21 protein-coding genes are annotated in these 23,492 nt (G+C 68.4%); 17 read left to right on the top strand and 4 right to left on the bottom strand.

Going from position 1 to position 23,492, the window contains the following annotated elements; genetic code table 11:
* Window positions 1-413 precede the first annotated feature (413 nt).
* The 15 genes from OG496_RS16570 to OG496_RS16500 all read left to right on the top strand — a co-directional run bounded on the left by OG496_RS16570 (window position 414) and on the right by OG496_RS16500 (window position 17,311).
* Entirely contained in the window at window positions 414-1,163 is a 750-nt protein-coding gene (locus OG496_RS16570) for an MBL fold metallo-hydrolase (RefSeq protein ID WP_405971397.1), read from the top strand.
* A 161-nt stretch (window positions 1,164-1,324) separates the two neighbouring features.
* Complete coding sequence (locus OG496_RS16565; RefSeq protein WP_405971396.1) at window positions 1,325-2,038, top strand: GntR family transcriptional regulator; 714 nt, start codon at window positions 1,325-1,327, stop codon at window positions 2,036-2,038.
* Complete coding sequence (locus tag OG496_RS16560; RefSeq protein WP_405971395.1) at window positions 2,035-2,943, top strand: dihydrodipicolinate synthase family protein; 909 nt, start codon at window positions 2,035-2,037, stop codon at window positions 2,941-2,943. Before OG496_RS16565 ends, OG496_RS16560 begins: the two co-directional genes overlap by 4 nt.
* On the top strand, window positions 2,931-4,661 hold the full coding sequence (gene araD, locus OG496_RS16555) for an L-arabinonate dehydratase (RefSeq protein WP_405971394.1): 1,731 nt from the start codon (window positions 2,931-2,933) through the stop codon (window positions 4,659-4,661). The genes OG496_RS16560 and araD overlap by 13 nt, the downstream gene beginning before the upstream one ends.
* Window positions 4,662-4,751: 90 nt before the next feature.
* Complete coding sequence (locus OG496_RS16550) at window positions 4,752-5,687, top strand: carbohydrate ABC transporter permease (protein WP_405971393.1); 936 nt, start codon at window positions 4,752-4,754, stop codon at window positions 5,685-5,687.
* Window positions 5,684-6,568 (top strand): carbohydrate ABC transporter permease, encoded by an 885-nt coding sequence (locus tag OG496_RS16545; protein ID WP_405971392.1) that lies wholly within the window; start codon window positions 5,684-5,686, stop codon window positions 6,566-6,568. The genes OG496_RS16550 and OG496_RS16545 overlap by 4 nt, the downstream gene beginning before the upstream one ends.
* Window positions 6,569-6,617: 49 nt before the next feature.
* Complete coding sequence (locus OG496_RS16540) at window positions 6,618-7,823, top strand: Gfo/Idh/MocA family protein (RefSeq protein ID WP_405971391.1); 1,206 nt, start codon at window positions 6,618-6,620, stop codon at window positions 7,821-7,823.
* Window positions 7,823-8,668 carry a PmoA family protein gene (locus tag OG496_RS16535; protein WP_405971390.1) on the top strand — a complete coding sequence of 282 codons (846 nt, stop codon included), beginning with the start codon at window positions 7,823-7,825 and terminating at the stop codon, window positions 8,666-8,668. The genes OG496_RS16540 and OG496_RS16535 overlap by 1 nt, the downstream gene beginning before the upstream one ends.
* Window positions 8,665-10,173 (top strand): family 43 glycosylhydrolase, encoded by a 1,509-nt coding sequence (locus tag OG496_RS16530; protein WP_405971389.1) that lies wholly within the window; start codon window positions 8,665-8,667, stop codon window positions 10,171-10,173. Before OG496_RS16535 ends, OG496_RS16530 begins: the two co-directional genes overlap by 4 nt.
* A gap of 114 nt (window positions 10,174-10,287) precedes the next feature.
* Window positions 10,288-11,625 (top strand): sugar ABC transporter substrate-binding protein, encoded by a 1,338-nt coding sequence (locus OG496_RS16525; protein ID WP_366494285.1) that lies wholly within the window; start codon window positions 10,288-10,290, stop codon window positions 11,623-11,625.
* 99 nt (window positions 11,626-11,724) lie between these two features.
* Window positions 11,725-12,513 carry a rhamnogalacturonan acetylesterase gene (locus OG496_RS16520; protein WP_405971388.1) on the top strand — a complete coding sequence of 263 codons (789 nt, stop codon included), beginning with the start codon at window positions 11,725-11,727 and terminating at the stop codon, window positions 12,511-12,513.
* A gap of 29 nt (window positions 12,514-12,542) precedes the next feature.
* Window positions 12,543-13,841, top strand: a complete 1,299-nt coding sequence (locus OG496_RS16515) for a polysaccharide lyase family 1 protein (protein ID WP_405976637.1) — start codon at window positions 12,543-12,545, stop codon at window positions 13,839-13,841.
* Between the two features lie 88 nt (window positions 13,842-13,929).
* Window positions 13,930-15,102: a pectinesterase family protein gene (locus OG496_RS16510; RefSeq protein ID WP_405971387.1), complete on the top strand. Its 1,173-nt coding sequence runs from the start codon at window positions 13,930-13,932 to the stop codon at window positions 15,100-15,102.
* Window positions 15,103-15,109: 7 nt separating this feature from the next.
* Window positions 15,110-16,132, top strand: a complete 1,023-nt coding sequence (locus OG496_RS16505; protein WP_405976636.1) for a pectinesterase family protein — start codon at window positions 15,110-15,112, stop codon at window positions 16,130-16,132.
* 66 nt (window positions 16,133-16,198) lie between these two features.
* Entirely contained in the window at window positions 16,199-17,311 is a 1,113-nt protein-coding gene (locus OG496_RS16500; RefSeq protein WP_405971386.1) for a right-handed parallel beta-helix repeat-containing protein, read from the top strand.
* A 45-nt stretch (window positions 17,312-17,356) separates the two neighbouring features.
* Here OG496_RS16500 and OG496_RS16495 read toward each other — a convergent pair whose 3' ends face one another.
* Window positions 17,357-17,821 carry a hypothetical protein gene (locus tag OG496_RS16495; protein ID WP_405971385.1) on the bottom strand — a complete coding sequence of 155 codons (465 nt, stop codon included), beginning with the start codon at window positions 17,819-17,821 and terminating at the stop codon, window positions 17,357-17,359.
* 477 nt (window positions 17,822-18,298) lie between these two features.
* Between OG496_RS16495 and OG496_RS16490 the strand changes: the two genes are divergently transcribed.
* Entirely contained in the window at window positions 18,299-19,090 is a 792-nt protein-coding gene (locus OG496_RS16490) for an HAD family acid phosphatase (protein ID WP_366494292.1), read from the top strand.
* Here OG496_RS16490 and OG496_RS16485 read toward each other — a convergent pair.
* A complete protein-coding gene (locus tag OG496_RS16485) occupies window positions 19,087-21,324 on the bottom strand; it encodes a family 43 glycosylhydrolase (protein WP_405971384.1) in 2,238 nt (745 codons plus the stop codon). The two genes, OG496_RS16490 and OG496_RS16485, sit on opposite strands and share 4 nt — an antisense overlap.
* Before the next feature lie 264 nt (window positions 21,325-21,588).
* On the opposite strand from OG496_RS16485, the gene OG496_RS16480 reads away from it, so the two are divergent.
* Window positions 21,589-22,743 carry a right-handed parallel beta-helix repeat-containing protein gene (locus OG496_RS16480; protein WP_405971383.1) on the top strand — a complete coding sequence of 385 codons (1,155 nt, stop codon included), beginning with the start codon at window positions 21,589-21,591 and terminating at the stop codon, window positions 22,741-22,743.
* A gap of 110 nt (window positions 22,744-22,853) precedes the next feature.
* Here OG496_RS16480 and OG496_RS16475 read toward each other — a convergent pair whose 3' ends face one another.
* The gene (locus tag OG496_RS16475) at window positions 22,854-23,072 is read right to left on the bottom strand and encodes a hypothetical protein (protein ID WP_405971382.1); all 219 of its coding nucleotides are present in this window, start codon (window positions 23,070-23,072) and stop codon (window positions 22,854-22,856) included.
* Window positions 23,069-23,491 carry an ATP-binding protein gene (locus tag OG496_RS16470; RefSeq protein ID WP_405971381.1) on the bottom strand — a complete coding sequence of 141 codons (423 nt, stop codon included), beginning with the start codon at window positions 23,489-23,491 and terminating at the stop codon, window positions 23,069-23,071. The genes OG496_RS16475 and OG496_RS16470 overlap by 4 nt, the downstream gene beginning before the upstream one ends.
* Between the last annotated feature and the right edge of the window lies 1 nt (window position 23,492).

Below are 23,492 nucleotides of genomic sequence, written 5' to 3'. Positions count from 1 at the left end.
CGCCCGGGACGCCCGCGTCGCTGTCAGCCTCGCACCCCGGAGCTCGACGTCGGCCTGCCCGTAAGCCGAGATGCTGTAGGCGACTTGAGCCCTCGCGCCCGGAACCTCCGCGCCGCAGTCAGCCTGCACCCGCAGCTCGGCGCCTGCACGCCCGCGAGCCGAATCACCGTAGGTCGCTCCGGCCCCGCGTCCAGGACGTCGCGCCGCAGCCGGCCCGCACCCGACGCATGCGCCCCCGCGCGCCGAAACGCCGTAGGCCACCCAGGCACCCCCGCCCCGGACCACCCGAAGCCGAACCCCGTCGAACATCGAACGTCCCGAATCCAACCCCCATAGCCCACCTCGCCCCCAGCCCCCACACACCACCCCGAAACATGAGCGCCGCGGGCCCCGGAACCGTACTCTTCCCCACCATGCCTCTCAGTCTGACCGTCCTCGGCACAGCCTCCCCGCATCCGCGTCCCGGCCGCCCCTGCTCCGGGTACCTGCTGCGCGGCGGCGGTGCCGAGGTGTGGCTGGACGCGGGGACGGGGACGTTCGCGGAGTTGCAGCGGCACACGGATCCGGCGCGGCTCACCGCGATCTGGATCTCGCATCTGCACGCCGACCACAGCGCGGATCTCCTCGCCGCCGCCTACGCGTTCGCCTACGGCGGGATGACCCCGACCTCCCCGATCCCGCTCTACGCCCCGCAGGACTGCGCCCGCCGGCTCGCCGGCTTCTTCGGACAGCCGGACGTACGGTTCCTGAGCAGCGTCTTCGACTTCCGGCCGCTCTACGACGGCCACGCCGTCCGGCACTGGAACCTCCGGCTCACCGCACGGGCCGTCGTCCACGACACCGAGGCGTACGGGCTGCGCGCCGAGTGCCAGGGGAGTGTCCTCGGGTACTCCGGGGACAGCGGACCCTGCGAGGCCCTGTCCGAACTCGCGGGCGGCGCCGACGTGTTCCTCTGCGAGGCCGACATCGACCGGCATCGCGAAGGCGAACGCCAGGTCCACCTCACGCCCGAGGACGCCGCCGCCTGTGCCAAGGGCGCGCGCGAACTCCTCATCACCCACGTGGGACCCACCCTCACCAGGGAAGCGGCCCTGGAACGCGCCGCCGCGATCTTCCCCGGCCGGACCTCCGCCGCGCTCGAAGGCGTCACCAAGACCATGTAGCCCCGGACCATGTGGTCCCGCCGGCCCCGGCAACCTCAACTTCCTTTGTGAGAAGCATTGACGAAACACAGGGCCGCTCCTACCTTCAACCCGTCGTACTTCGTACGTCATATATGAGACGCGATATGCGAGATCAGCCACGTGACATCCGAGAGGCGCGCATGACCTCTGTGCCCACGCCGATCCCCTCCCGCACGCAGTACGTGCAGGAGGAGATCAAACGCCGCATCCTCACCGGACAGTTGACGCCGGGTCAGCCACTGGTCGAGACCGACCTCGCCGCGCAGTTCGGGGTGTCCAAGACCCCGGTGCGCGAGGCGCTCAAGACCCTGGCCGGTACCGGGCTCGTCGTGATGAACCAGTACAAGGGCGTCACGGTGCGCATGGTGGACGCGGACATGGCGCGCGAGGTGTACGACGTACGGCTGCTCCTCGAACCCGAGGCGCTCCGCCGTGCCGTACGACGCCACGCCTCCCTCGACGACGCCCGCGAGGCGCTGACCCGCGCCGACGAGGCCACCGACACCGCCGAACGCTCCCTCGCCAACCGGGAGTTCCACCGCGCCCTGTACCTGCCGTGCGGCAACCCGCTGCTCGGCCGGATGCTCGACGAGGTCCGCGACCAGGCCGCCCTCGTCTCCGCCGTCGCCTGGGCCGCCTCGCCCTCCTGGGAACGGGAGGCCGGCGAACACCGCGAGATCCTGCGGCTCGCCCTCGACGGCGACGCGGACGGCGCGGCCACCGCACTGCACGCCCACATCGCGTCCTTCGTCCAACGGGCCTTCCCCGGCACCGAGTTGGATACCAACGGTCAGAGCGCCCCCGGACAAGACGCCCACGGACAGGACACCCACGGAGAGGACGGTCGGGCATGACGGCGAGGTTCGAGGCCCAACGCGCCGCCCTGGCCGACGTGGTGGCGATCCCGGTGACCCCGTTCGCCGAGGACGGCAGCGTCGACCAGGACACCCACCGGGCCCTGCTCCGCCGCCTGCTCGACGGCGGCGTCGGCATCCTCACGCCGAACGGGAACACCGGCGAGTTCTACGCCCTCACCCCTCAAGAGCGCCAGCTCGTCACGGAGTTGACCATCGGCGAGGCGGGTGAGCGCGCCGCGATCCTCGTCGGCATCGGACACGACGTACCCACCGCCATCCAATCCGCCTTGCACGCCCGCGAGTTGGGCGCCCAGATGGTGATGGTCCATCAGCCCGTCCACCCCTACGTCTCGCAGGACGGCTGGGTCGACTACCACCGCGCCATCGCCGAGGCCGTGCCCGACCTGGGCGTTGTCCCGTACATCCGCAACGCCCAACTCCTCGGCGCCCGCCTCGCCGAACTCGCCGAAGACTGCCCGAACGTCATCGGCGTCAAGTACGCCGTCCCGGACGCGGCCCGCTTCGCCGCCTTCGCCCGGGACGCGGGGCTCGAACGCTTCGTGTGGGTGGCCGGGCTGGCCGAACCGTACGCGCCCTCCTACTTCTCGGCAGGCGCCACCGGCTTCACCTCGGGGCTCGTGAACGTCGCCCCGTCCGTCTCGCTGAACATGATCGAAGCGCTTCGATCAGGGGACTATCCCGGGGCGATGAAGGTCTGGGAACAGATCCGCCGATTCGAGGAACTAAGGGCTGCGAACGGCTCCGCGAACAACGTCACGATCGTCAAGGAAGCGCTTGCGTCCCTCGGCCTGTGCCGCCGCGAGGTCCGCCCGCCCAGCAAGCCCCTGCCCGAGAGCGAGCGCGCCGAGGTCGCCGCGATAGCCGCCGGATGGTCCGTATGAAGGCACCGGAAGAGCTCAGAAGCCACCAGTGGTACGGCACCGACGGGCTGCGCTCCTTCAGCCACCGGGCCCGCACCCGCCAGCTCGGCTACCTCCCCGAGGAACACCTCGGCAAGCCCGTCATCGCGATCCTCAACACCTGGTCGGACATCAACCCCTGTCATGTGCACCTCCGTGAGCGTGCCCAGGCGGTCAAGCGGGGCGTGTGGCAGGCGGGCGGCTTCCCGCTCGAATTCCCGGTCTCCACCCTCAGCGAGACCTTCCAGAAGCCGACCCCGATGCTCTACCGCAACCTCCTCGCGATGGAGACCGAGGAGCTGCTGCGCTCGTACCCCGTGGACGGCGCCGTATTGATGGGCGGCTGCGACAAGTCCACGCCCGCGCTGCTGATGGGTGCCGCCTCCGTCGACCTGCCCACCGTCTTCGTCCCCGCCGGGCCGATGCTGCCGGGCCACTGGCGCAACGAGATCCTCGGCTCCGGCACCGACATGTGGAAGTACTGGGACGACAAGCGCGCCGGCCTCATCGGCGAGTGCGAGATGACCGAACTGGAGAGCGGCCTCGCGCGCTCGCCCGGGCACTGCATGACCATGGGGACGGCGTCCACGCTGACGGCCGCCGCCGAGGTGCTCGGGGTGACCGTGCCGGGTGCGTCGAGCATTCCCGCCGTGGACTCGGGGCACGATCGGATGGCCGCGCAATCCGGCATGAGGATCGTCGAACAAGTCCACAAGGGGCGTGTTCTCTCGTCGATCCTCACCCCGGAAGCCTTCGAGGACGCCGTCACCACCGTCCTCGGCCTCGGCGGCTCCACCAACGCCGTGATCCACCTGATCGCCATGGCGGGCCGCGCGGGTGTCCGCCTCACGCTCGACGACTTCGACCGCATCGCCCGCACGGTCCCGGTCCTGGCGAACGTACGGCCCGGCGGGCAGACGTACCTCATGGAGGACTTCCACTTCGCCGGCGGCCTGCCCGGCTTCCTCTCCCGGATCACCGACCTGCTCCACCTGGACCGGCCGACGGTCTCGTACGACACCCTGCGCGAGCAGCTCGACGGCGCGCGGGTGCACAACGACGACGTCATACGACCGCGCGACAACCCGGTCGCGCACGAGGGCGGGGTCGCCGTCCTGCGCGGCAACCTCTGCCCGGACGGCGCCGTCATCAAGCACATCGCCGCCGAACCGCACCTGCTCAAGCACACCGGCCCCGCGGTCGTCTTCGACGACTACCGGACCATGCAACGCACCATCAACGACCCGGAGTTGGACATCACCGCCGACAGCGTGCTGGTGCTGCGCAACGCGGGCCCCAAGGGCGGCCCCGGCATGCCCGAGTACGGCATGCTCCCAATCCCCGACCACCTCCTCAAGCAAGGTGTCCGGGACATGGTCCGGATCTCCGACGCCCGGATGAGCGGGACGAGTTACGGCACGTGCGTGCTGCACATCGCGCCCGAGTCGTACGTCGGAGGACCACTGGCGCTCGTGCGGACCGGGGACACCATCACCCTGGACGTCGAGGCGCGCACCCTCCAACTCAACGTGGACGACGAGGAGTTGGAGCGACGCCGGGCGGAGTGGACACCGCCGCCCGCACGGTACGAGCGCGGCTACGGCGCGCTCTACAACGACCAGATCACCCAGGCGGACACCGGCTGCGACTTCGAGTTCCTGGCCCGGCCGGGCAAGGTCGCCGACCCGTACGCGGGTTAGCCCCCCTCGTAACGCACAGCGTCGCAGCACGCCCACGAAGAAAGCGCTTCACCCCGTGCACGACCCACCGCAAGCGAACGGAGAACAGTCATGGCCCAAGCCGCAGCCGTGGCGAAACCGCCCGCGCCACCCCGGCGGCGTCGTACCTCCGCGACCCCGCGCAGGCTCCCGTACCTGCTGATCGCCCCGGCGGCCCTGCTCATGCTGGGCTTCATCGCCTACCCGGTCATCAGCGTCTTCTACTACAGCCTGCAGAACTACAACCCCACCAAACCGTGGCGCAACGGCTTCGCGGGCCTCGACAACTTCACCCACGCCTTCACCAACGACCCCCAGTTCTGGGACACGTTGACCTTCAGCGCCAAGTGGGTCGTCGTAGAGGTGGGTCTCCAACTGCTCTTCGGACTCGCCCTCGCCCTGATCGTCAACCAGACCTTCGTGGGCCGGTCCGTCGGCCGCGCGCTGGTGTTCTCCCCGTGGGCCGTGTCGGGCGTCCTGACCTCCGCGATCTGGGTGCTGCTCTACAACTCCCAGACGGGCGTGACCCGTTACCTCGCCGACATGGGCATCGGCCAGTACGGCACGAGTTGGCTGTCCGACCCCTCAACGGTCTTCTCCGCAGCGGTCGTTGCGGACCTCTGGCGAGGCGTCCCCTTCTTCGCGATCCTCATCCTCGCCGACCTCCAGTCCGTGTCGAAGGACCTCTACGAGGCCGCCGAGGTCGACGGCGCCAGCCGCTTCCAGCAGTTCCTGCACATCACGCTGCCGCACCTCAAGGACGCGATCGTGCTGTCCACACTGCTGCGCGCGGTCTGGGAGTTCAACAACGTCGACCTCCTCTACACCCTGACCGGCGGCGGCCCGGCCGGCGAGACGACCACGCTGCCGCTGTACGTCGCCAACACCAGCGTCGAAGCACACAACTTCGGCTACGCGTCGGCCCTCACCACGGTCGCGTTCGTGATCCTGCTCTTCTTCTCGATCATCTATCTGCGCCTGAGCAAGTTCGGAGGCGGCGACAAGTGATCACCGAGATCGCTCCGGTCCGCGAACGGGAGTCCGCCGCACCGCAGCAGCCGCGCAAGGTCCGCCGCGCCTGGGACGAGGTCCCGCGCTGGCAGATCTACGTCCCCCTGGGGATCTACCTCGTCTTCACCCTGATCCCCTTCTACTGGATCCTGCTCTTCGCGTTCCGCCCGGCCGGCTCGACCTCCCTCGTGCCCTGGCCGATGACCCTCGACCACTTCCAGAAGGTGTGGACCGAACGCAGCTTCGGCGTCTACTTCCAGAACAGCGTCTACGTCGGCGTGGCCACCCTGATCCTCACGACCGTGGTCGCGCTGGCCGGCGGCTACGCACTCGCCCGCTTCGAGTTCAGGATCAAGCGCGCGTTCATGCTGGCCCTGCTCTGCTCCCAATTCGTGCCGGGCGCGCTGCTGTTGGTCCCGCTGTTCCAGATCTTCGCCAAGCTCCAGATGATCAACTCCCTCGGCAGCGTCATCCTCGCGGAGACCGTCTTCCAGCTGCCGCTGTCGATGATCCTCATCAGCGGCTTCATCAGGAACGTCCCGCAGTCCCTCGAAGAGGCCGCCTGGGTCGACGGCTGCAACCGCTTCGCCGCGTTCCGCATCGTCGTCCTCCCGCTGCTGCGCCCCGGGCTGATCGCCGTCGGCTCCTTCGCCTTCGTGCACGCCTGGAACCACTTCCTCTTCGCCTTGATGTTTCTGTCCGACCAGAGCAAGCAGACGATCCCGGTCGGCCTCAACACCCTGATGAGCGCGGACAGCGTCGACCTCGGCGCCCTCGCCGCGGGCGGCATCGTCGCGGCGATACCGGTGGTCATCGTCTTCGCCTTCATCCAGAAGTGGCTGATCACCGGCTTCAGCGCGGGGGCGGTGAAGGGATGAGGCAACCGCTTACCCTGCTGGCGAAGATCGTCGACGCAGGGAGAATCCCATGACATCCAAGACCGGTCCTACGACCGTCACCGCACTCGCGGCCACGGCAGTCACCGCGCACCTCGCCCCGCCCGTCTCCATCGTCCTCGCGGGCGCCCGGGGCCACGGCCGCTGGCACGTCGAGAACATCCGCCGGCTCCAGGACAAGGGGCTCGTACGCCTCGCCGGAATCTGCGAGTTGACCCCGCTGACGGAGGAGGAGTTCGGGGGCGAACTCCCCGCGCAGTCACCGGACTTCGGTGCCCTCCTCGACTCCACCGGCGCCCAGGTGGCCGTGATCTGCACCCCGATCCCGACCCACACGGACCTCGCCCTGGCCGCCGCGAAGCGGGGCGTGCACCTGCTTCTGGAGAAGCCGCCCGCGCCCTCGTACGCCGAGTTCCGCCGGATGGCCGACGGGGTCGCCGCGGCCGGGGCGGTCTGCCAGATCGGGTTCCAGTCGCTCGGCTCGCACGCCGTGCCCGGGATCCGCGAGCTGATCGCCAAGGGCGCGATCGGCACGGTGACCGGGGTCGGCGGCGCCGGTGCCTGGGCCCGCGACGAGGCGTACTACCGGCGCGCTCCCTGGGCGGGCAAGCGGCGCCTGAACGGCGTCGACGTCATCGACGGCGCCCTGACGAACCCCCTCGCACACGCCGTCGCCACCGCCCTCGCCCTCAACGGCACGACCCGCGCCGAGGACGTCGTCCGTATCGAGACGGAACTCGTGCGCGCCAACGACATCGAGTCCGACGACACCTCCTGCGTCCGCGTAACCACCGTCCAGGGCCGCCCGGTCACCGTCGCGGTGACCCTGTGCGCCGAACACCCGGGCGAGCCCTACGTGTTGGTGCACGGCAGCGAGGGCCGGATCACCTACTGGTACAAGCAGGACCGCGTCCTGCTCCAGCGCGCGGGCCACGGCCCGGAGGAGTTCGAGTACGGCAGCACGGACCTGCTGGAGAACCTGGTCGCCCATCTCACCGACGGCGACGCGCTGTTGGTCGAGCCGGACGCGACAGGCGCCTTCATGAAGATGGTCGAGGCGATCCGCGAGGCCCCCGACCCGGCCCAACTGCCCACCGACGCCTGGCACCTGATCCCCGCCGAGAACCGCCGGGTCGTCCCCGGCATCGACGCACTGGTCACGGCGGCGGCCGACACCCTCGCCCTCTACTCCGAGCTGGGCGCCTCCTGGGCCCCACCGAAAGAGGTGAGCACCTGATGATCACCCATGACACGCCGGTGCTGCGTGTAGCGGGCCGCCCGGTCGCCCGGTACGTCACCCGGCCCGAGCTGCCCGACCGGCTCTCCCCGCGCCCGTATCTGCACCCCGTCACCACCCTGGCGGGCACCGCGGTGACCGAGCTGAGCCCCGTCGACCACACCCACCACCTCGGCGTCGGTGTCGCCGTTCCCGACGTCGAGGGGCACAACTTCTGGGGCGGCCGCACCTACGTCCGTGACCAGGGCCCCACGGAACTGGACAACCACGGCGCCCAACGCCACTCCACCTTCCAGCTCCGCGACCCCGACGGCTTCGTCGAGGAACTCCGCTGGGTGGCCTCCGGCGCCGAGCTGCTCCGTGAACGCCGTACGGTCGCCGCCACCGAACTCACCGACACCGCCTGGGCGTTGGACTTCACCTTCTCCCTCACCAACGTGACGCCCGACCCCCTCTCGATCGGCAGCCCCGCCACCAACGGCCGCCCCGGAGCCGCGTACGGCGGCTTCTTCTGGCGGGCCCGCAAGGAGGCGGAGACCCCGCACGTCTTCACCGCCGACCACGAGGGCGAACCGGAGATCCACGGCACCCGCGCCGACTGGCTCGCCCTCGCCGGCACCGGCTGGACCCTGGTCTTCGCCGGCGCCACGGACCGCTCCCGCCAGGACCCGTGGTTCGTCCGCACCGCCGAATACCCGGGCGTGGGCGCCTCGTTGGCGACGGACGAGCGGCTGCCGATACCGCCCGGCGACACGGTCGTACGACGGATCGTCACCGTCGTCGCGGACGGCCGCCTGGACCGGGCCGAGACCGCGACACTCGTGCGGAAGGCGGTCAGCCAGTGACGCACGAGACGTACACGAACCCCGTCCTGAACGCCGACTGGTCCGACCCGGACGTCATCCGCGTCGGCGACGACTTCTACCTCACCGCGTCCAGCTTCGGCCGCGTCCCGGGCCTGCCCCTGCTGCACACCCGCGACCTGGTCAACTGGACCCTGATCGGCCACGCCCTCCAACGCCTCGAACCGGCACGGGAGTTCAGGACCCCACGGCACGACTGCGGCGTCTGGGCACCGGCGTTGAGGTACCACGACGAACGCTTCTGGATCTTCTGGGGCGACCCCGACCAGGGCATCTTCCAGGTCAACGCCCCCGAGATACGCGGCCCTTGGACCCGCCCGCACCTTCTCAAGGAGGGCAAGGGCCTCATCGACCCATGCCCCCTGTGGGACGACGACACCGACGAGGCCTACCTCGTCCACGCCTGGGCCAAGTCCCGCGCGGGCATCAAGAACCGCCTCACCGGCCACCGCATGCACCCCGACGGCACGACCCTGCTCGACGACGGCAAGGTGATCGTCGACGCGGACCGCATCCCGGGATGGTTCACCCTGGAGGGCCCCAAACTCCACCAGCACGACGGCTGGTTCTGGATCCTCGCCCCCGCAGGGGGAGTCGAGACCGGCTGGCAGGGCGCGTTCCGCTCGCGCGGCTTCTTCGGCCCGTACGAGGAGAAGGTCGTCCTGGAACAAGGGGACACCGACATCAACGGCCCGCACCAGGGTGCGTGGGTGAGCACCCCGTCCGGCGAGGACTGGTTCCTGCACTTCCAACAGCGGGGCGCCTACGGCCGGTTGATCCACCTCGAGCCGATGCGCTGGGACGACGAGGGCTGGCCGGTCATGGGCGACGCGGGCGCCCCCGTAGCCGTACACCGGAAACCGGACCTCCCGCCGCAGCCGCCCGCCGCGCCCGCCACCGACGACGACTTCCCCGGCGGACGGTACGGCCGCCAGTGGCAGTGGACGGCGAACCCGCAGGACGGCTGGGCCACCCACCACTCCGGCGACGGCCTACGACTGACCTGCGTCCGCTCCGCCGACACCCACGACCTGCGCCGACTCCCGCACCTCCTCACCCAACGCCTCCCCGGCACACCCGTCGCGGTCGAGGTCGAACTGCGGCTGCACGGCGAGGAGTTGGGCGCGCGCGCCGGACTCGCCGTGCTCGGCGACGCGTACAGCTGGATCGGGCTGGAGCGGGGCGCGGACGGCAGAGTGATGTTCGTCCACCGCTTCGCCGAGCCCGGCGCCGAGCGCGAACGAGACGCGGCGGAGCCCTGCCTCGCCCCCGAGAGCCGCGTCCGGCTGCGCATCGAGATCGGCGCAGGCGCGCGATGCCGTTTCTTCTACGACGTCGGGGACGGGCCGCGTCCGAGCGGCCAGGTCTTCGCCGCCACCCCCTGGCGCTGGGTCGGCGCCCTGCTCGGGCTCTTCGCGCTCGCGCCCGTCGGCACGGGACATGCCGGCGCGGCCGGTTTCACGCGGTTCCGGATCAGTTCTCTCTAACTCACCCTGCCTGTACGCCTGTTGGGAGTCGCAATGACGCACCTCCGTGGCAAGCGCTTGCCCACCGCCCGCGAGGCCACCACACCGTCGTATCCACAAGAAGAGAGCCGCTCTATGAAGACCAGCATCCGCAGAAGCAGGCGTGCCGCCGTGGCCGTCGCCCTGGGCTCCGTGCTCGCGCTGACCGCCACCGCGTGCGGCGACGACGGCAGCGGCGCCGCGGGGGACAAGGGCGACGAGGGGTCCGGCAAGGGCACGATCACCTTCTGGGACAACAACGGCGGTGTCCGCACCGACATCTGGAAGCAGATCATCGCGGACTTCGAGAAGAAGAACCCCGACATCAAGGTCAAGTACGTCGGGATACCGGCCGCGAGCGCCCAGTCCAAGTACGACACCGCGATCCAGGGCGGGGGTCTGCCCGACGTCGGCGGTGTGGGGACCGCGGTGCTCGCCGAGGTCGCGGTGCAGGGGGCGTTGGAGCCGTTGGACAGCCGGCTCAAGTCGAGTTCTCTGAACGGCAAGTTGAGCCAGAACCTGCTCGACGTGAGCAAGAGCGCGGGTGGCGGGGACACGCTGTACCAGATTCCCACCTCCGCCAACAACGGCACACTCTGGTACCGCACCGACCTGTTCAAGGCCGCGGGTCTTGACGCGCCGACGACCTGGTCGAAGTTCTACGCCGCCGCGGACAAGCTCACCGACAAGGCGAAGAACAAGTTCGGGTTCACCATTCGGGGTGGCGAGGGGTCCATCGCGCCCGCGCTCGACGCGGTGTACGGGCAGACCGGGATCACGTCCTTCTGGAACGGGGACAAGACGACGGTCAACGACCCCAAGAACGTTGCCGCGTTGGCGAAGTACGTCGGCCTGTTCAAGAAGGACACTCCGTCCGCCGACCTCAACAACGACTTCACGAAGATGGTCGCGCAGTGGGACAGCGGCACGATCGGGATGCTGAGTCACAACCTGGGGTCCTATCAGGACCACTTGAAGGCTCTGGGCGCGGACAAGTTCAAGGGCATTCCCAATCCGACGCTGGACGACGGTACGCGGGTGCAGATCTCCAACCCGGTTGACGGGCTGAGTCTGTTCAAGTCCAGCAAGAACAAGGAAGCGGCCTGGAAGTTCATCGAGTTCGCGGTGTCCGCCGCGGAGAACTCCAAGTACAACGAGTCCGCCGGGCAGGTTCCGGCAAACACGGATGCGGCCGGTGCGGCGTGGATTCAGAAGTCCGAGCCCACGCAGTTGGCTGCGGCGGCGTTGAACGGGGCCTCCACGAAGATTGTGCAGCTGCCGTATTACCTGCCGGACTGGAACACGATCTCCAAGGCGGACAACGAGCCGAACTTCCAGAAGCTGTTGCTGGGGAAGGTGACGGCCAAGGAGTTCCTGGACACGTTGGCCGACCAGTTGAACAAGGCGCAGGCGGACTGGAAGCAGAACCACTGAGCCCTGAGCCCGGGTGGTTTCGGTTGTGGGGGACTGCCGGCCCGTTGTGGCTGGTCGCGCAGTTCCCCGCGTCCCTAAAGACCGGAAGGTGAGCTGATCGTGTCTCTTACCCGTCGGCAAGTCGCGTTAGGTGCTCTCGCCGCCGTTCCTTTACGCGGTGGCGGTGTTCGGCGGAATCGGTCCCTGTACATCGCCGGGGATTCCACCGCCGCCCAGAAGTACTCCACCGAAGCTCCGGAGACCGGATGGGGAATGGCGCTCCCCTTCTTTCTGCGCAAGGGGGTGGAGGTCTCCAACCAAGCCGTAAACGGCCGGAGTTCGAAGAGTTTCGTCGACGAGGGGCGGCTGGACGCAATCCTCGCGGCCATCCGGCCCGGCGACTTCCTCCTCGTCCAGTTCGCGCACAACGACGAGAAGACCGCCGACCCCACCCGCTACACCGAGCCCTGGACGACCTACCAGGACTATCTGCGGATGTACATCGACGGGGCCCGGGCTCATGGCGCCCGGCCGCTGCTCGCCACCCCCGTCGAGCGCCGCCGGTTCGACGTCGACGGCAACGCGCTGCCGACGCACGGCGATTACCCGGCGGCGATGCGTGCGCTCGCGCAGGAGGAACGTGTCGCGCTGCTCGACATCGAGGCGTTGTCACTCGCGCTGTGGCAGCGGCTCGGGGTGGAGGAGACGAAGGTCTACTTCAACTGGACCGACACCGAGCAGGACAACACGCATTTCAATCCACCCGGTGCGATCGCCGTGGCGCGGCTCGTGGCGCGGGAGTTGCTGCGCACCCGGGTGCTCGCGCCGCGTGACGTCGTCCGGTTGCGCGACGACATTCCCACGTCCTGGATCACCTGGCCCGAGGCGACGGACGCCTCGGGCCTCTGAGCAAGGAGACCCGCACAGTGCGTATTTCTATGTGTCATGCACGCGTCATAGCGTCGCTCGTGGGCTGTACGGCACTGGCTCTCGCCCTCACGAGCACCACCGCGCAGGCCCATCCGCACAGCCTCGCCCGCGAGACTCTCGGCGCCGGTGACGGCTGGGCCTCCTACGGCACCGGCACCAGCGGTGGCGCGGCCGCCACCCCCGAGCACGTCTACACCGTGTCCAACTGGGCTGATTTCAAAGCCGCGTTGGCCGCCGCCGGCACCGCGCCGAAGATCATCAGAGTGCAGGGTGTGATCGACGCCAACGCCGAGGGCTGCGACTCCTTCGCCGCGCCCGGCTACGACTTCGCCCAGTACCTCGCCACCTACGACCCCGCCGTGTGGGGCTACGACCAGAACCTCGACAACGAACCCGACGACAGCCCCGAGGGCCTGCGCCGCATCTCCGCCGCCAACCAGCACACCGCCATCGAGGCGTTCGTCCCCGCCAACACCACCATCATCGGCGTCGGCAGGAACGCCGGCTTCAAGGGCGCCAGCCTGCAGATCAAGGCCGTCGACAACGTCATCGTCCGGAACCTGGCCTTCGAGAGCCCGTTGGACTGCTTCCCGCAGTGGGACCCGACCGACGGCGACACCGGCAACTGGAACTCCGAGTACGACAGCGCCGTCATCTACGGCTCCACCCATGTGTGGTTGGACCACAACACGTTCACCGACGGCGACCACCCGGACAGTTCGCTGCCCACCTACTACGGGCGGATCTTCGAGCAGCACGACGGCGAACTCGACGTCGTCAAGGGCGCCGACTACGTCACCGCCTCCTGGAACGTCTTCGCCGACCACGACAAGACGATCCTCATCGGCAACAGCGACAGCGCCTCCACGGCCGCCGTCGACCGGGGCCACCTGAAGGTGACGCTCCATCACAACCTGTTCTCCAACCTCGTCGAGCGCGCACCGCGTGTCCGCTTCGGCCAAGTCGACTCGTACAACAACCACTTCGTCGCCGAGCCGGGCTACGGCTACAGCTACGGCATCGGCCTGGAGTCCCAACTCATCGCGGAACACAACGCGTTCACGGTCCCGGCCGGCATCTCCGAGGCGACCATCCTCAAGAAGTGGTCCGAGGCGCCGCTCACCGCCGCCGACAACTACGTCAACGGCAGGCTCACCGACCTGGTCGCCGTCCACAACGCGGGTGTTCCGACCGAGATCCTGCAGTCCGGCGCGGGCTGGACCCCGACCCTGCGCACGAAGGTCGACCCCGCGAAGGCCGTGCCGTTCATCGTCGACCGGGGCGCGGGGGCGGGCCGCCTGCGCTGACCAACCCCCATACACACCGGGCCGGTCTCGTCCGACCGGCCCGGCGCCGGGGCCCACCTCACGAGCCGCACCGCGAAGGAGCACCCGCATGCCCTCGCACCACCACTCCCTCCAACTGCCCTTGTCCAGACGAGGGTTCCTCATGGCGAGCGCCGGCGCGGGCGCCGCGCTCGGTCTCACCGCTGTCTCCGTCCCCGCCCTCGCCGTCGGCAGGCCACGCCCGTTCGGCCGCTACGGTTCACCGGCCGCACGCCTCACCCCGCTCACCCTGTACGTCGACCCGCGCGGCCGGGGCGACTTCACCACCGTCCAGGCCGCGGTCACCGCCGCGACCGGCGCCGGATACACCCTGGTCATCGCGTCCGGCGTCTACCGCGAGACGGTCACCGCCGGAGTCACCGACCCGGCGACCGGCCAACTCTCCACCGCCGCCTCGGAGATGACCTGGATCGGCGCGAGCGAGAACCCGCGCGACGTCGTCATCGTCTACGACAACGCCAACGGGACGCGGAAACCCGATGGTTCGGGCACCTACGGCACCTCCGGCTCGGCCACCACCACCATCCGCACCGACGGTTTCACGGCCCGCCGGCTCACCTTCGCCAACGACTGGCTGCGCGCCGACCACCCCGAGATCACCGGTACGCAGGCGGTCGCGATCAAGGTGCAGGGCGACCGCTCGGCGTTCTTCGACTGCCACTTCCTCGGCCATCAAGACACCTTGTACGCTGACTCGTTGGCCCTCGGCGTCTTCGCCCGCCAGTACTACGCGCGCTGCTACGTCGAGGGAGACGTCGACTTCGTCTTCGGGCGGGCGACCGCCGTCTACGACCACTGCCACTTCCGGACGCTCAACCGCACCGACCTGGCGACGGCACCGTACGGCTTCGTCTTCGCGCCGTCCACGGCGGTCGCGAACCCGCGCGGGTATCTGGTGACGCGCAGCCGCGTGAGCGGCCAAGCCCCGGACGGCTACTACAAGTTGGCCCGTCCCTGGGTGCCCGGCTCCGACACCACCGCCCACCCGATGCTCACCGTGCGGGACACGGCGCTGGGTGCGGGAATCGACGCGGTGGCGCCGTACACCAACATGTCGGACGCCTATCCCTGGCAGGGGCAGAGGTTCGCCGAGTACCGGAACACGGGCCCGGGTGCCGTGATCAGCGTCCCGGAGAACCGGCCCCAACTCGCCGCAGAGCAGGCCGAGTCGGCGACCCGCGAGGCGTATCTCGGCGACTGGACACCCGGGCGGAGGCGCTGAGATGGCCCTGCGCAGACGCACCCTTCTGACCGGGCTCGCCGGTGGTCTGGTGGCCGCCGGTGCCGGGCCCGCCGTAGCCCTCGACCGTCGTCGTGTCCTGCACGTCCGGCCCGGTGACTCGGTGCAGGCGGCCGTGGACGCGGTGGAGGGCAGCGGCTGGACGATCGTCGTGCACCCGGGGACGTACCGCGAGGTCGTCAACGTCCCTGTGGGCGCGGGGGAGTTGACGTTGTCCGGTGCTACTCACGACCCGTGTGACGTCGTCATCGTCTACGACAACGCCAACGGGACGCGGAAACCGGACGGTTCGGGGACGTACGGTACGGCGGGCTCCGCGACCTTCACGTCGGCGGCGCCCGGGCTGACCGTACGGGACCTGACCCTCGCCAACGACTGGCTGCGCGCGGACCACCCGGAGATCACGGGGACGCAGGCGGTGGCCGCGTATGTCACGGGTGACCGCTCGCAGTTCGCGCACGTCCGTGTCCTGGCCCACCAGGACACGCTGTTCGTGGACACGTCCGCGTTGGATGCCTTCGACCGGCAGTACTTCTCCCACTGCTACATCGAGGGGGACGTCGACTTCGTCTTCGGGCGGGCGACGGCTGTCTTCACTGACTGTCAATTCCACACCCTGCAACGGGACGTGGCCTTCACCCCCAAGGGCATGGTCTTCGCGCCGTCCACCGCGCGCGCCAATCCGCACGGCATCCTCGCGGTCCGTTCGCGGATCACCTCCGGCGCCGAGGACGCCGCGTACAAGCTGGCCCGGCCGTGGGTCCCGTCGTACGAGACGACGGCCTGGCCGTCCCTCGTCGTGCGGGACACCCGGATCGGGCCCGGCATCGACCCGGTCGCGCCCTACACGAACATGCGCGACGCCTATCCCTGGCAGTCGATGCGCTTCCACGAGTACCGCAACACGGGACCGGGTGCCGTGATCACCGTCGCGGAGAACCGGCCCCAACTCACGGTCGTCGAGGCCAAGTTGCACACCCCTGCGGCCTACCTCGGTGACTGGCGTCCCTGAAATCCCCCCATCCGCGACAGAACAGATCCCCCATCAGCGACAGAACGACGAAAGGACCGCACTCCTATGTCTCGTCGTACCGCTCTCACCCTCGGCACAGTCCTGGCGTTCGGCGCCGGGCTGGCCGTCCTCCCCACCCAGGCCCAGGCCGCCACGGTCGTCGTCGACACGACGGCCGAACTGACCAGCGCGATCTCAAGTGCCGCCGCCGGCACGGTCATTCAGGTGCGCGGCGGCACGTACTACCCGACGGCCACCCTCCAGTCCACGACGAACGGCACGTCGTCCTCGCCGGTCACGCTCACCGCGTACGGCTCGGAGACGGTCAAGATCGACGGTTCGTCACTGCCGTCGGGGTCCTGGATCTTCAAGCTGACGGCGGACTACTGGAACGTCTCCAACCTCACCTTCCAGAACTCCCCGGACAGCGCGGTCGTCTGCCAGTCCTGCACCGGCACCAACTGGAACAACGTCAAGACCATCAACGGCGGCGACTCCGGCTTCACGCTCACCGGCGACGGCACCGTCAACAACACGGTCAAGAACCTTGACTCGTACGGCAATTACGACGCCGCGACGCACGGCGAGAACGCGGACGGGGTCGCCATCAAGTTCGGCTCCGGCAGCGGGAACCTCGTCACCGGCGCACGTCTGTACAACAACTCGGACGACGGGATCGACTTCTGGTCCTTCTCCACGCCAGTCACCGTCGAGCACACCTGGTCCTTCGGCAACGGCGTCAACCGTTGGTCGGACTCGGCGTTCGCGGGCGACGGCAACGGCTTCAAGCTGGGCGGTGACGGCGAGGTCGTCGCGCACGTCATCAACAACTCGGCGGCCTGGGGCAACGCGGGCAACGGCTTCACCGAGAACTCCAACACCGGTGCCCTCGTCATCAACCGCACCACCGCGTACGCCAACAGCAAGTGGGGCTACTACTTCACCACCAGCTCCGCCAAACTCGGCAAGAACCTCGCGGTCGGCAACGGCAGCGGCTCGGTCACCAAGGGCTCCGCGGTCACCTCGTCCGGCAACAACTGGGACTCCGGCATCTCCACCCCGTCCTTCATCTCCACGGACGCGTCAACGACGTACAACGCCCGCTCTTCCAGCGGCACGCTCCCGTCCACGACGTTCCTGACGACGGGGAGCACGACCATCGGCGCGACGATGAACTGACCTGTACGGTGGGCCCGGTTCGGGCGTTCCCGGGCCGGGCCCACGTCAGCCCCTGTCGCCCCACACGGCCTCCAGATCCTGGCAACGCACCGTGATGCTCGTATCGGTGAGCGCGATCTCGTGCACGCAGCCGCCGTCCTCGTCCGGGAGGATCTCGTCGAGGAGCACGGTGTCGACCAGCATCCAGTCGACGGAGTGCTCATAGTCGATGGAGAAGTGCGTCACGCCCGAATAGCTGATGCGCAGGCCGGAGTCGTGCTTGAACTTGTTGGGCGCGAACTCCAGGACGAGCCCGCCACTCTTGTCGGTGGCGAGATGGACGCCGGCCAGTTCGAGATCCTTCACACAGCGGATGGCGCCCGCAATGTCGTAGTGCCCGGGGTCTGTGGCGAAGGACAGGGCGCTCGGGGGCAGGTTGGCGCTCAGGCGCGGCAGTTCGGCCAGGTAGGCGTGCGCATCCAAACGGAATCCGGGCACCTCGGGATCCCAGTCCGCCTCGACGAATTTCATGGACAACCTTCCTGCGAGAGCGGGGGTGACGCCACCGGTGTTGTTGTGGATGCTCGACGACGTGCTCTGCTGGGCCGGGCCCCGCACATCGTCCGACCGGCGTGCCCGCCGCGCCCTCGATCTTCTTCTGCAACGGCTTGTAGGAGTCGTCGAACTCCTTGCCCTGGTTGTCATTTCTCCAGGGCACGCCCAGCCCGTTGAGGGACTCACCAGTGAGGTCAGGGCCTGGCGGTCTTGATGTCGAGGACCTCGGCCGGGTCCTTGCCGTCACCCATCGTGCGTTCCCCCGTTCGCAGTCGCGTCCACGACGGTAGGGGAAGCCGACCAAGGGAAGGTCAAGTGGAGCCCATGCGCGGGTAATTCACCGTCCTGTGTGTTGTGTATCGATCGCATAAAGGTCCTCGCGCCCGACGCGTGATGCGCGTAGACAGTCCCTGACCTGGTGCATCACCCATCGGAACCAGATCCGGAGATTCCATGCGGAAGTCCCTTAGAGCGGCCGCCCTCGGCGCCGCCTGTGTCGTAGCCGGTGCCGCCCTCTACGGCAGTGGCGTCGCCACTGCCGGCCAGTCGACGGCCAACTCGACGCACGAGCCGTACAACATCGGCCTGTTGACGAAGGACATCGACACCTACTACGGCACCACGCTCGACAGCAGCGGCGTGTACCAGGCCTCGGCGACCAGCCCGTACGCCAAGGACCTGGCGCGCATCGACGCGTCGGCCAAGAAGTACATCGACGAGGCGGTGCGCAAGCACCACAAGGGCGTCAAGCCCGCGGTCGTCTTCGACATCGACGACACGCTGCTGCTCAGCCTCGACTACGAGAAGAAGAACAACTACGGCTACAGCTCGGCCACTTGGGCCGCCTACGTCGCCCAGGCCAACCGCCCGGAGGTCTTCGGCACCCCCGAGCTGGTCGAGTACGCCGCGTCCAAGGGCGTCACGGTGTTCTACAACTCGGGTCTCAGCGAGGCGCAGCGCACCTACGCGGTCGACAACCTGAAGAAGGTCGGCGCCGACGTCAACCTCGACGCCGACCACATGTTCCTCAAGAACACGGCCAACCCGCCGTCGTACCTGAGCAGTTGCGCGACCGCCGGTACCTGGACCTGCACCACCGTGCAGTACAAGTCCGGTACCCGGAAGCACATCGAGGACCTCGGGTACAACATCGTCGCCAACTTCGGCGACCAGTACTCGGACCTCGACGGGGGCTACGCCGACAAGACGTACAAGATCCCCAACCCGACCTACTTCGTCAGCTAGTTCGTACGGGGTAGTCCGTTGGTCCGTACGGGGCTGATCGACCCGAGGGTGGGCACCACCGGCTGAATCGTCCCGTCCGCCGCGAACCGCAGGCGGTCGATGGTGGTCTCCCGGTGCGTGCCGTCCCCACCAGGCTTTCCTGGCCCGTTCAGGGCGAACCGGTGATAGACGATGTACCAGTCGTCGGTCCCCGGCACGTTCACCACGGAGTGGTGGCCGGTACCCAGGATGCCGTACTCGGGGTTCTTGGACAGAATCGTGCCCCGCTCGGTCCACGGGCCGAGCGGGGACGGTCCCGTCGCGTAGGCCACGTGGTAGTTCTCGCTGCGGGTGTCGTCCTCGGACCACATGAAGTAGTAAGTCCCCTCGCGCTTCACCACGAAGGACCCCTCACGGAAGTCGCCCGCCGTGATGTCCTTCACCTTCGTCGCGTCGTACGACGTCATGTCGTCGTTCAACGGCACGACATACGCGTGCCCGTTGCCCCAGTAGAGATACGACTGCCCGTCGTCGTCCGTGAAGACGGCGGGGTCGATCATCTGGCCGCTCAGTGAACCCCCCTTCGCCACAAGGGGTTTGCCGAGCGCGTCCTTGAACGGACCCGCGGGCGAGTCCGCCACCGCGACCCCGATCTGCTGCTCGGCACAGAAGTAGAAGTAGTACTTCCCGTCCCGCTCCGCGACCGCCGGAGCCCACGCGTTCTTGTCGGCCCAGGCGACATCGAGCCCCAGGTCGAGGATCACTCCATGGTCCCGCCAGTGGACCAAGTCCCTTGAGGAGTACGCCTTGAAGCTCGTCCCGCCCCAGCCGGCGTAGCCGTCGCTCGTCGGGTAGATCCAGTACTGCCCGTCGAGATAGTGCACGTCCGGATCGGCGGTCAGCCCCGGCAGCACGGGACTTCGCGTCGGCACCGCCTCCACCGTCCAGATACGGCTCGTCCCGTCCGCCGCCGTGACCGTGTACGACTGCGGCTCGCGGAAGTCCCGTCGCGTCCGGGACGGTGGGCTGACCGTCGCGCCCGCGCCGATCGCGAGGCTCGGCGCCAAGTGCCGTAGATCCGCGCCCGGTTGCATCGGCAGCACGACCTTCGACGACGCCTCCGTGACGACCGCGTACCCCTTCTGCCCGCCCGCCGTCGCGTCCACGACCGATGTCGGTGTCGCCGGATACGCGGCCAGCAGCCGGTCGTACTCGGCCTGTGTCACCGGAAGTACCGTGCCGTGCCGGGGACTTGCCGGCAGTTGGTAGTCCGTGGACGGGGTCCACTCGCCGGAGTCGAGGTCGGTGGTCTCGAAGGGGACGTAGCCGCGCAGCCCGTACTCGTCGACGAACAGGTACCACTTCTTCTCGGTGTTGGACTTGAACACCGTCGGCCCTTCGCCCCGCTCGATCGCATCGCTGCCGATGCACTCCGAGACGAAGTCGTACGACGTGGAGGTCAGCGAGGTCGACTTCTCACCGGTGATGAACTTCGAGCAGGGGGAGCTGGAGGACGGGTCGCGTTCGTCCTTGGTGTAGCGGTAGTAAGTGTCCTTGTACTTCACGACAGTTGAGTCGATGACGGAGTATCCGGGGTCGTCCCAGACCTTCGGGTCGCTGAAGGTGCGGAAGTCCTTCGTCGTCGCGTACATCATGCGGTTGTAGGTCGAGCCGGTGTGGTCGGGGTCGTCGTCGGCGTACAGCTTCGACGCCCAGAAGACGACGTACTCACCGAGCGAGTCGTCCCAATAGGCCTCCGGCGCCCAGGTGTTGCCCGCGTTGTCCGGGGCCACCTTCACCAGCCGCTGGTCGGTCCAGTGGACCAGGTCGGTCGACTCCCAGATCATCACCGACTTGCTGCCGTGCCGCTGGACGTCGTCCCAACTGCCGCTGCTGTTCCGGTACATGCGCAGGTCGGTGGCGATGAGATAGAACTTGTCGCCCTTGGGGGAGCGGATCACGAACGGGTCGCGCAGCCCCTTCTCGCCGATCGTCGACGTCAGGACCGGCTTGCCCTGGTTCAACTCCCGCCAGTGCAGCGGGTCGTTGCCGCGGCTGAGGGCGTAGCGGATCTGTTCGCCGTCGGCGGTGCCCTCGCCCGTGAAGTAGGCGAAGAGATATCCGGCGTACTTGGGGTGGGTCACGGGCGGTGCTCCTGAGTGCGCGGTACTGGGCGGGGCGGCGAGCAGAGCGAGGAGGAGGGTGACGAGGGCCAGGAAGGGGAGCAGGAGGGTGCGGGCGGTGCGGGGTCGCATGGCACATCCTGTGGGGGTGTGGGGGATTCTGTTGAATGACTGTGCTGCCTTCGGAGTGTCACCAGTGGGGTGCGGTGCGTCAATCGGTGCGGGTGGGACGGGACGGAGCGAAAGTTTCGCTCCTTCTCCCGTGTCTTTGTCCGTGCTTTTTCCCGTGCCCGCGGCAACCCTTTCCGGCCGCGGCGGCGACCAGGGATCAGAAACGGGCCGGGGCGGCCCCTCCGGCCCGTTTCGTCCTCGTCATCCAGGAAAGGAACCAACGCCGTGCGTACGAGCACCGGACGCCACCGCAGGACCCGCACCCTCTCGATCGCCGCCGCGGTGGCCGTCGCCGCGGGGGCTGGCGGCGTCTACCTCGGCCTCAACAGCGGTGGTGCGCAAGCCGCTTCGTCGACGGTCACCGTGTCCACCACCGCCCAGCTGGAGTCGGCCGTCGCCAACGCCACGGCGGGGACGGTCATCCAGGTCAGGGCGGGCACCTACACCCCGGCCGCGACCCTCAAGTCCACGGTGAACGGCACCGGTTCGGCCCGCATCACCTTGCAGGCGTACGGCACGGAGAAGGTGAAGATCGACGGCTCGAAGCTGCCCGCTGGCCAGTGGCTGGCCGGTATCTACGGCGACTACTGGACCGTCCAGAACCTCACCTTCCAGAACTCCCCGGCACAGGGCTTCGTAGCCACGTCGTCGGTAGGCGGCATCTTCAAGAACCTGGTGACGGCGAACAACGGCGACTCCGGCTTCACCCTGCGCGGCGACGGCACCACCAACAACCTCGTCCAGAACCTGGACAGTTACGGCAACTACGACGCCGCCGGACACGGCCAGAACGCCGACGGCATCGCCATCAAGTTCGGCTCCGGCACCGGCAACAAGGTCACCGGCGCCCGCCTCTACAACAACTCGGACGACGGCCTCGACCTCTGGCAGTTCTCCTCGCCGGTCACCATCGAGCACTCCTGGGCCTTCGGCAACGGCAAGAACCGCTGGAACGACTCCGCCTTCGAGGGCAACGGCAACGGCTTCAAGCTCGGCGGCGGAGGCGTCTCCGTCGCACACGTCGTCAACGACAACGCGGCCTGGGACAACTCCCTCAACGGCTTCACCGAGAACTCCAACACCGGCGCGATCATCCTCAACCGCAACACCGCGTACGCCAACACCCAGGCCGGCTTCTTCTTCGCCACGAGCAAGTCCCGCCTGGCCCGCAACCTCGCGATCGGCAACAAGGGGGGGTCGGACACGCTGGGTTCGGGTGCGGTCTCAGCGGCGAACAACTGGGATGGCGGGGTTGCGACTCCGGCCTTCAGGTCGACGGATGCGACTGCGGCGTACGGGGCGCGGTCGTCTGGCGGGACGCTGCCGTCGACGACGTTCCTTACGACGGGGTCTACGACGATCGGTGCCACGATGAACTGACGTGCCTTGCCGTGGACTCCGCTTTTCACGGGGCGACGCGCAGAGTTGATGCGCGAAAGGCCCTGGTCGCTGCGAGTCGACCGGGGCCTCTCCTCTCGTTCTGGGGTGAGTCACCAACCCAGTTCCCGATGCTGCCTGTTCCGCTCCTCGCGGGAGAGGGTGACCTCCAGCTCCTCGTCGCCGGGAGCCGTCCAGGTGCCCGTCCACATGTGGACAGGGCCCAGGACGTACGTTCCGTCGCCTGTCACGTCGGTGACGATGCCCTCTCTGCCCGCGTCGGCGTCGTAGACCTGATCACCGACCCACACCCTGGGTTTGTCATTGGTCATGCGGCCCGCTCACAGTGCAGTTCGGCCCAGACCTGCTTCCCCCAGCGGTACACGTCCGTTCCCCAGCGCTCGGCCAGGGCATCGATCAGGAGGAGCCCCCGGCCGCTGGTGAGGAGATCGTCACCAGGCTTGACCATCTGCGGCAGTGCGCGGGCTTTGTCGACCACGCCGATCCGTACGAAGCGCTCGCTCGGTCTGGATACGACGACTCGGATGTTCCGGGTGTTCGTGTGCTTGATCGCGTTGGCCACCAGTTCGGAGACGAGGAGGACTCCGGAGTCCGTCAGCTCCTCCAAGTGCCAGGCGGCTAACGCCGTTTTGACGAACTTGCGTGCTGCCTCGGCGCTTTCCTCCGATGCAGGGAAGGTCTCGGAGTATCCGGGGTGCCCGATGGGGCGTGGCTGCGCTGACACGATCATC

This window comes from Streptomyces sp. NBC_00988, from assembly GCF_045162645.1.
Lineage (GTDB): Bacteria > Actinomycetota > Actinomycetes > Streptomycetales > Streptomycetaceae > Streptomyces.
Note: the sequence above shows the minus strand (reverse complement) of the source record. Positions and strands in the feature narration are given on the sequence as shown.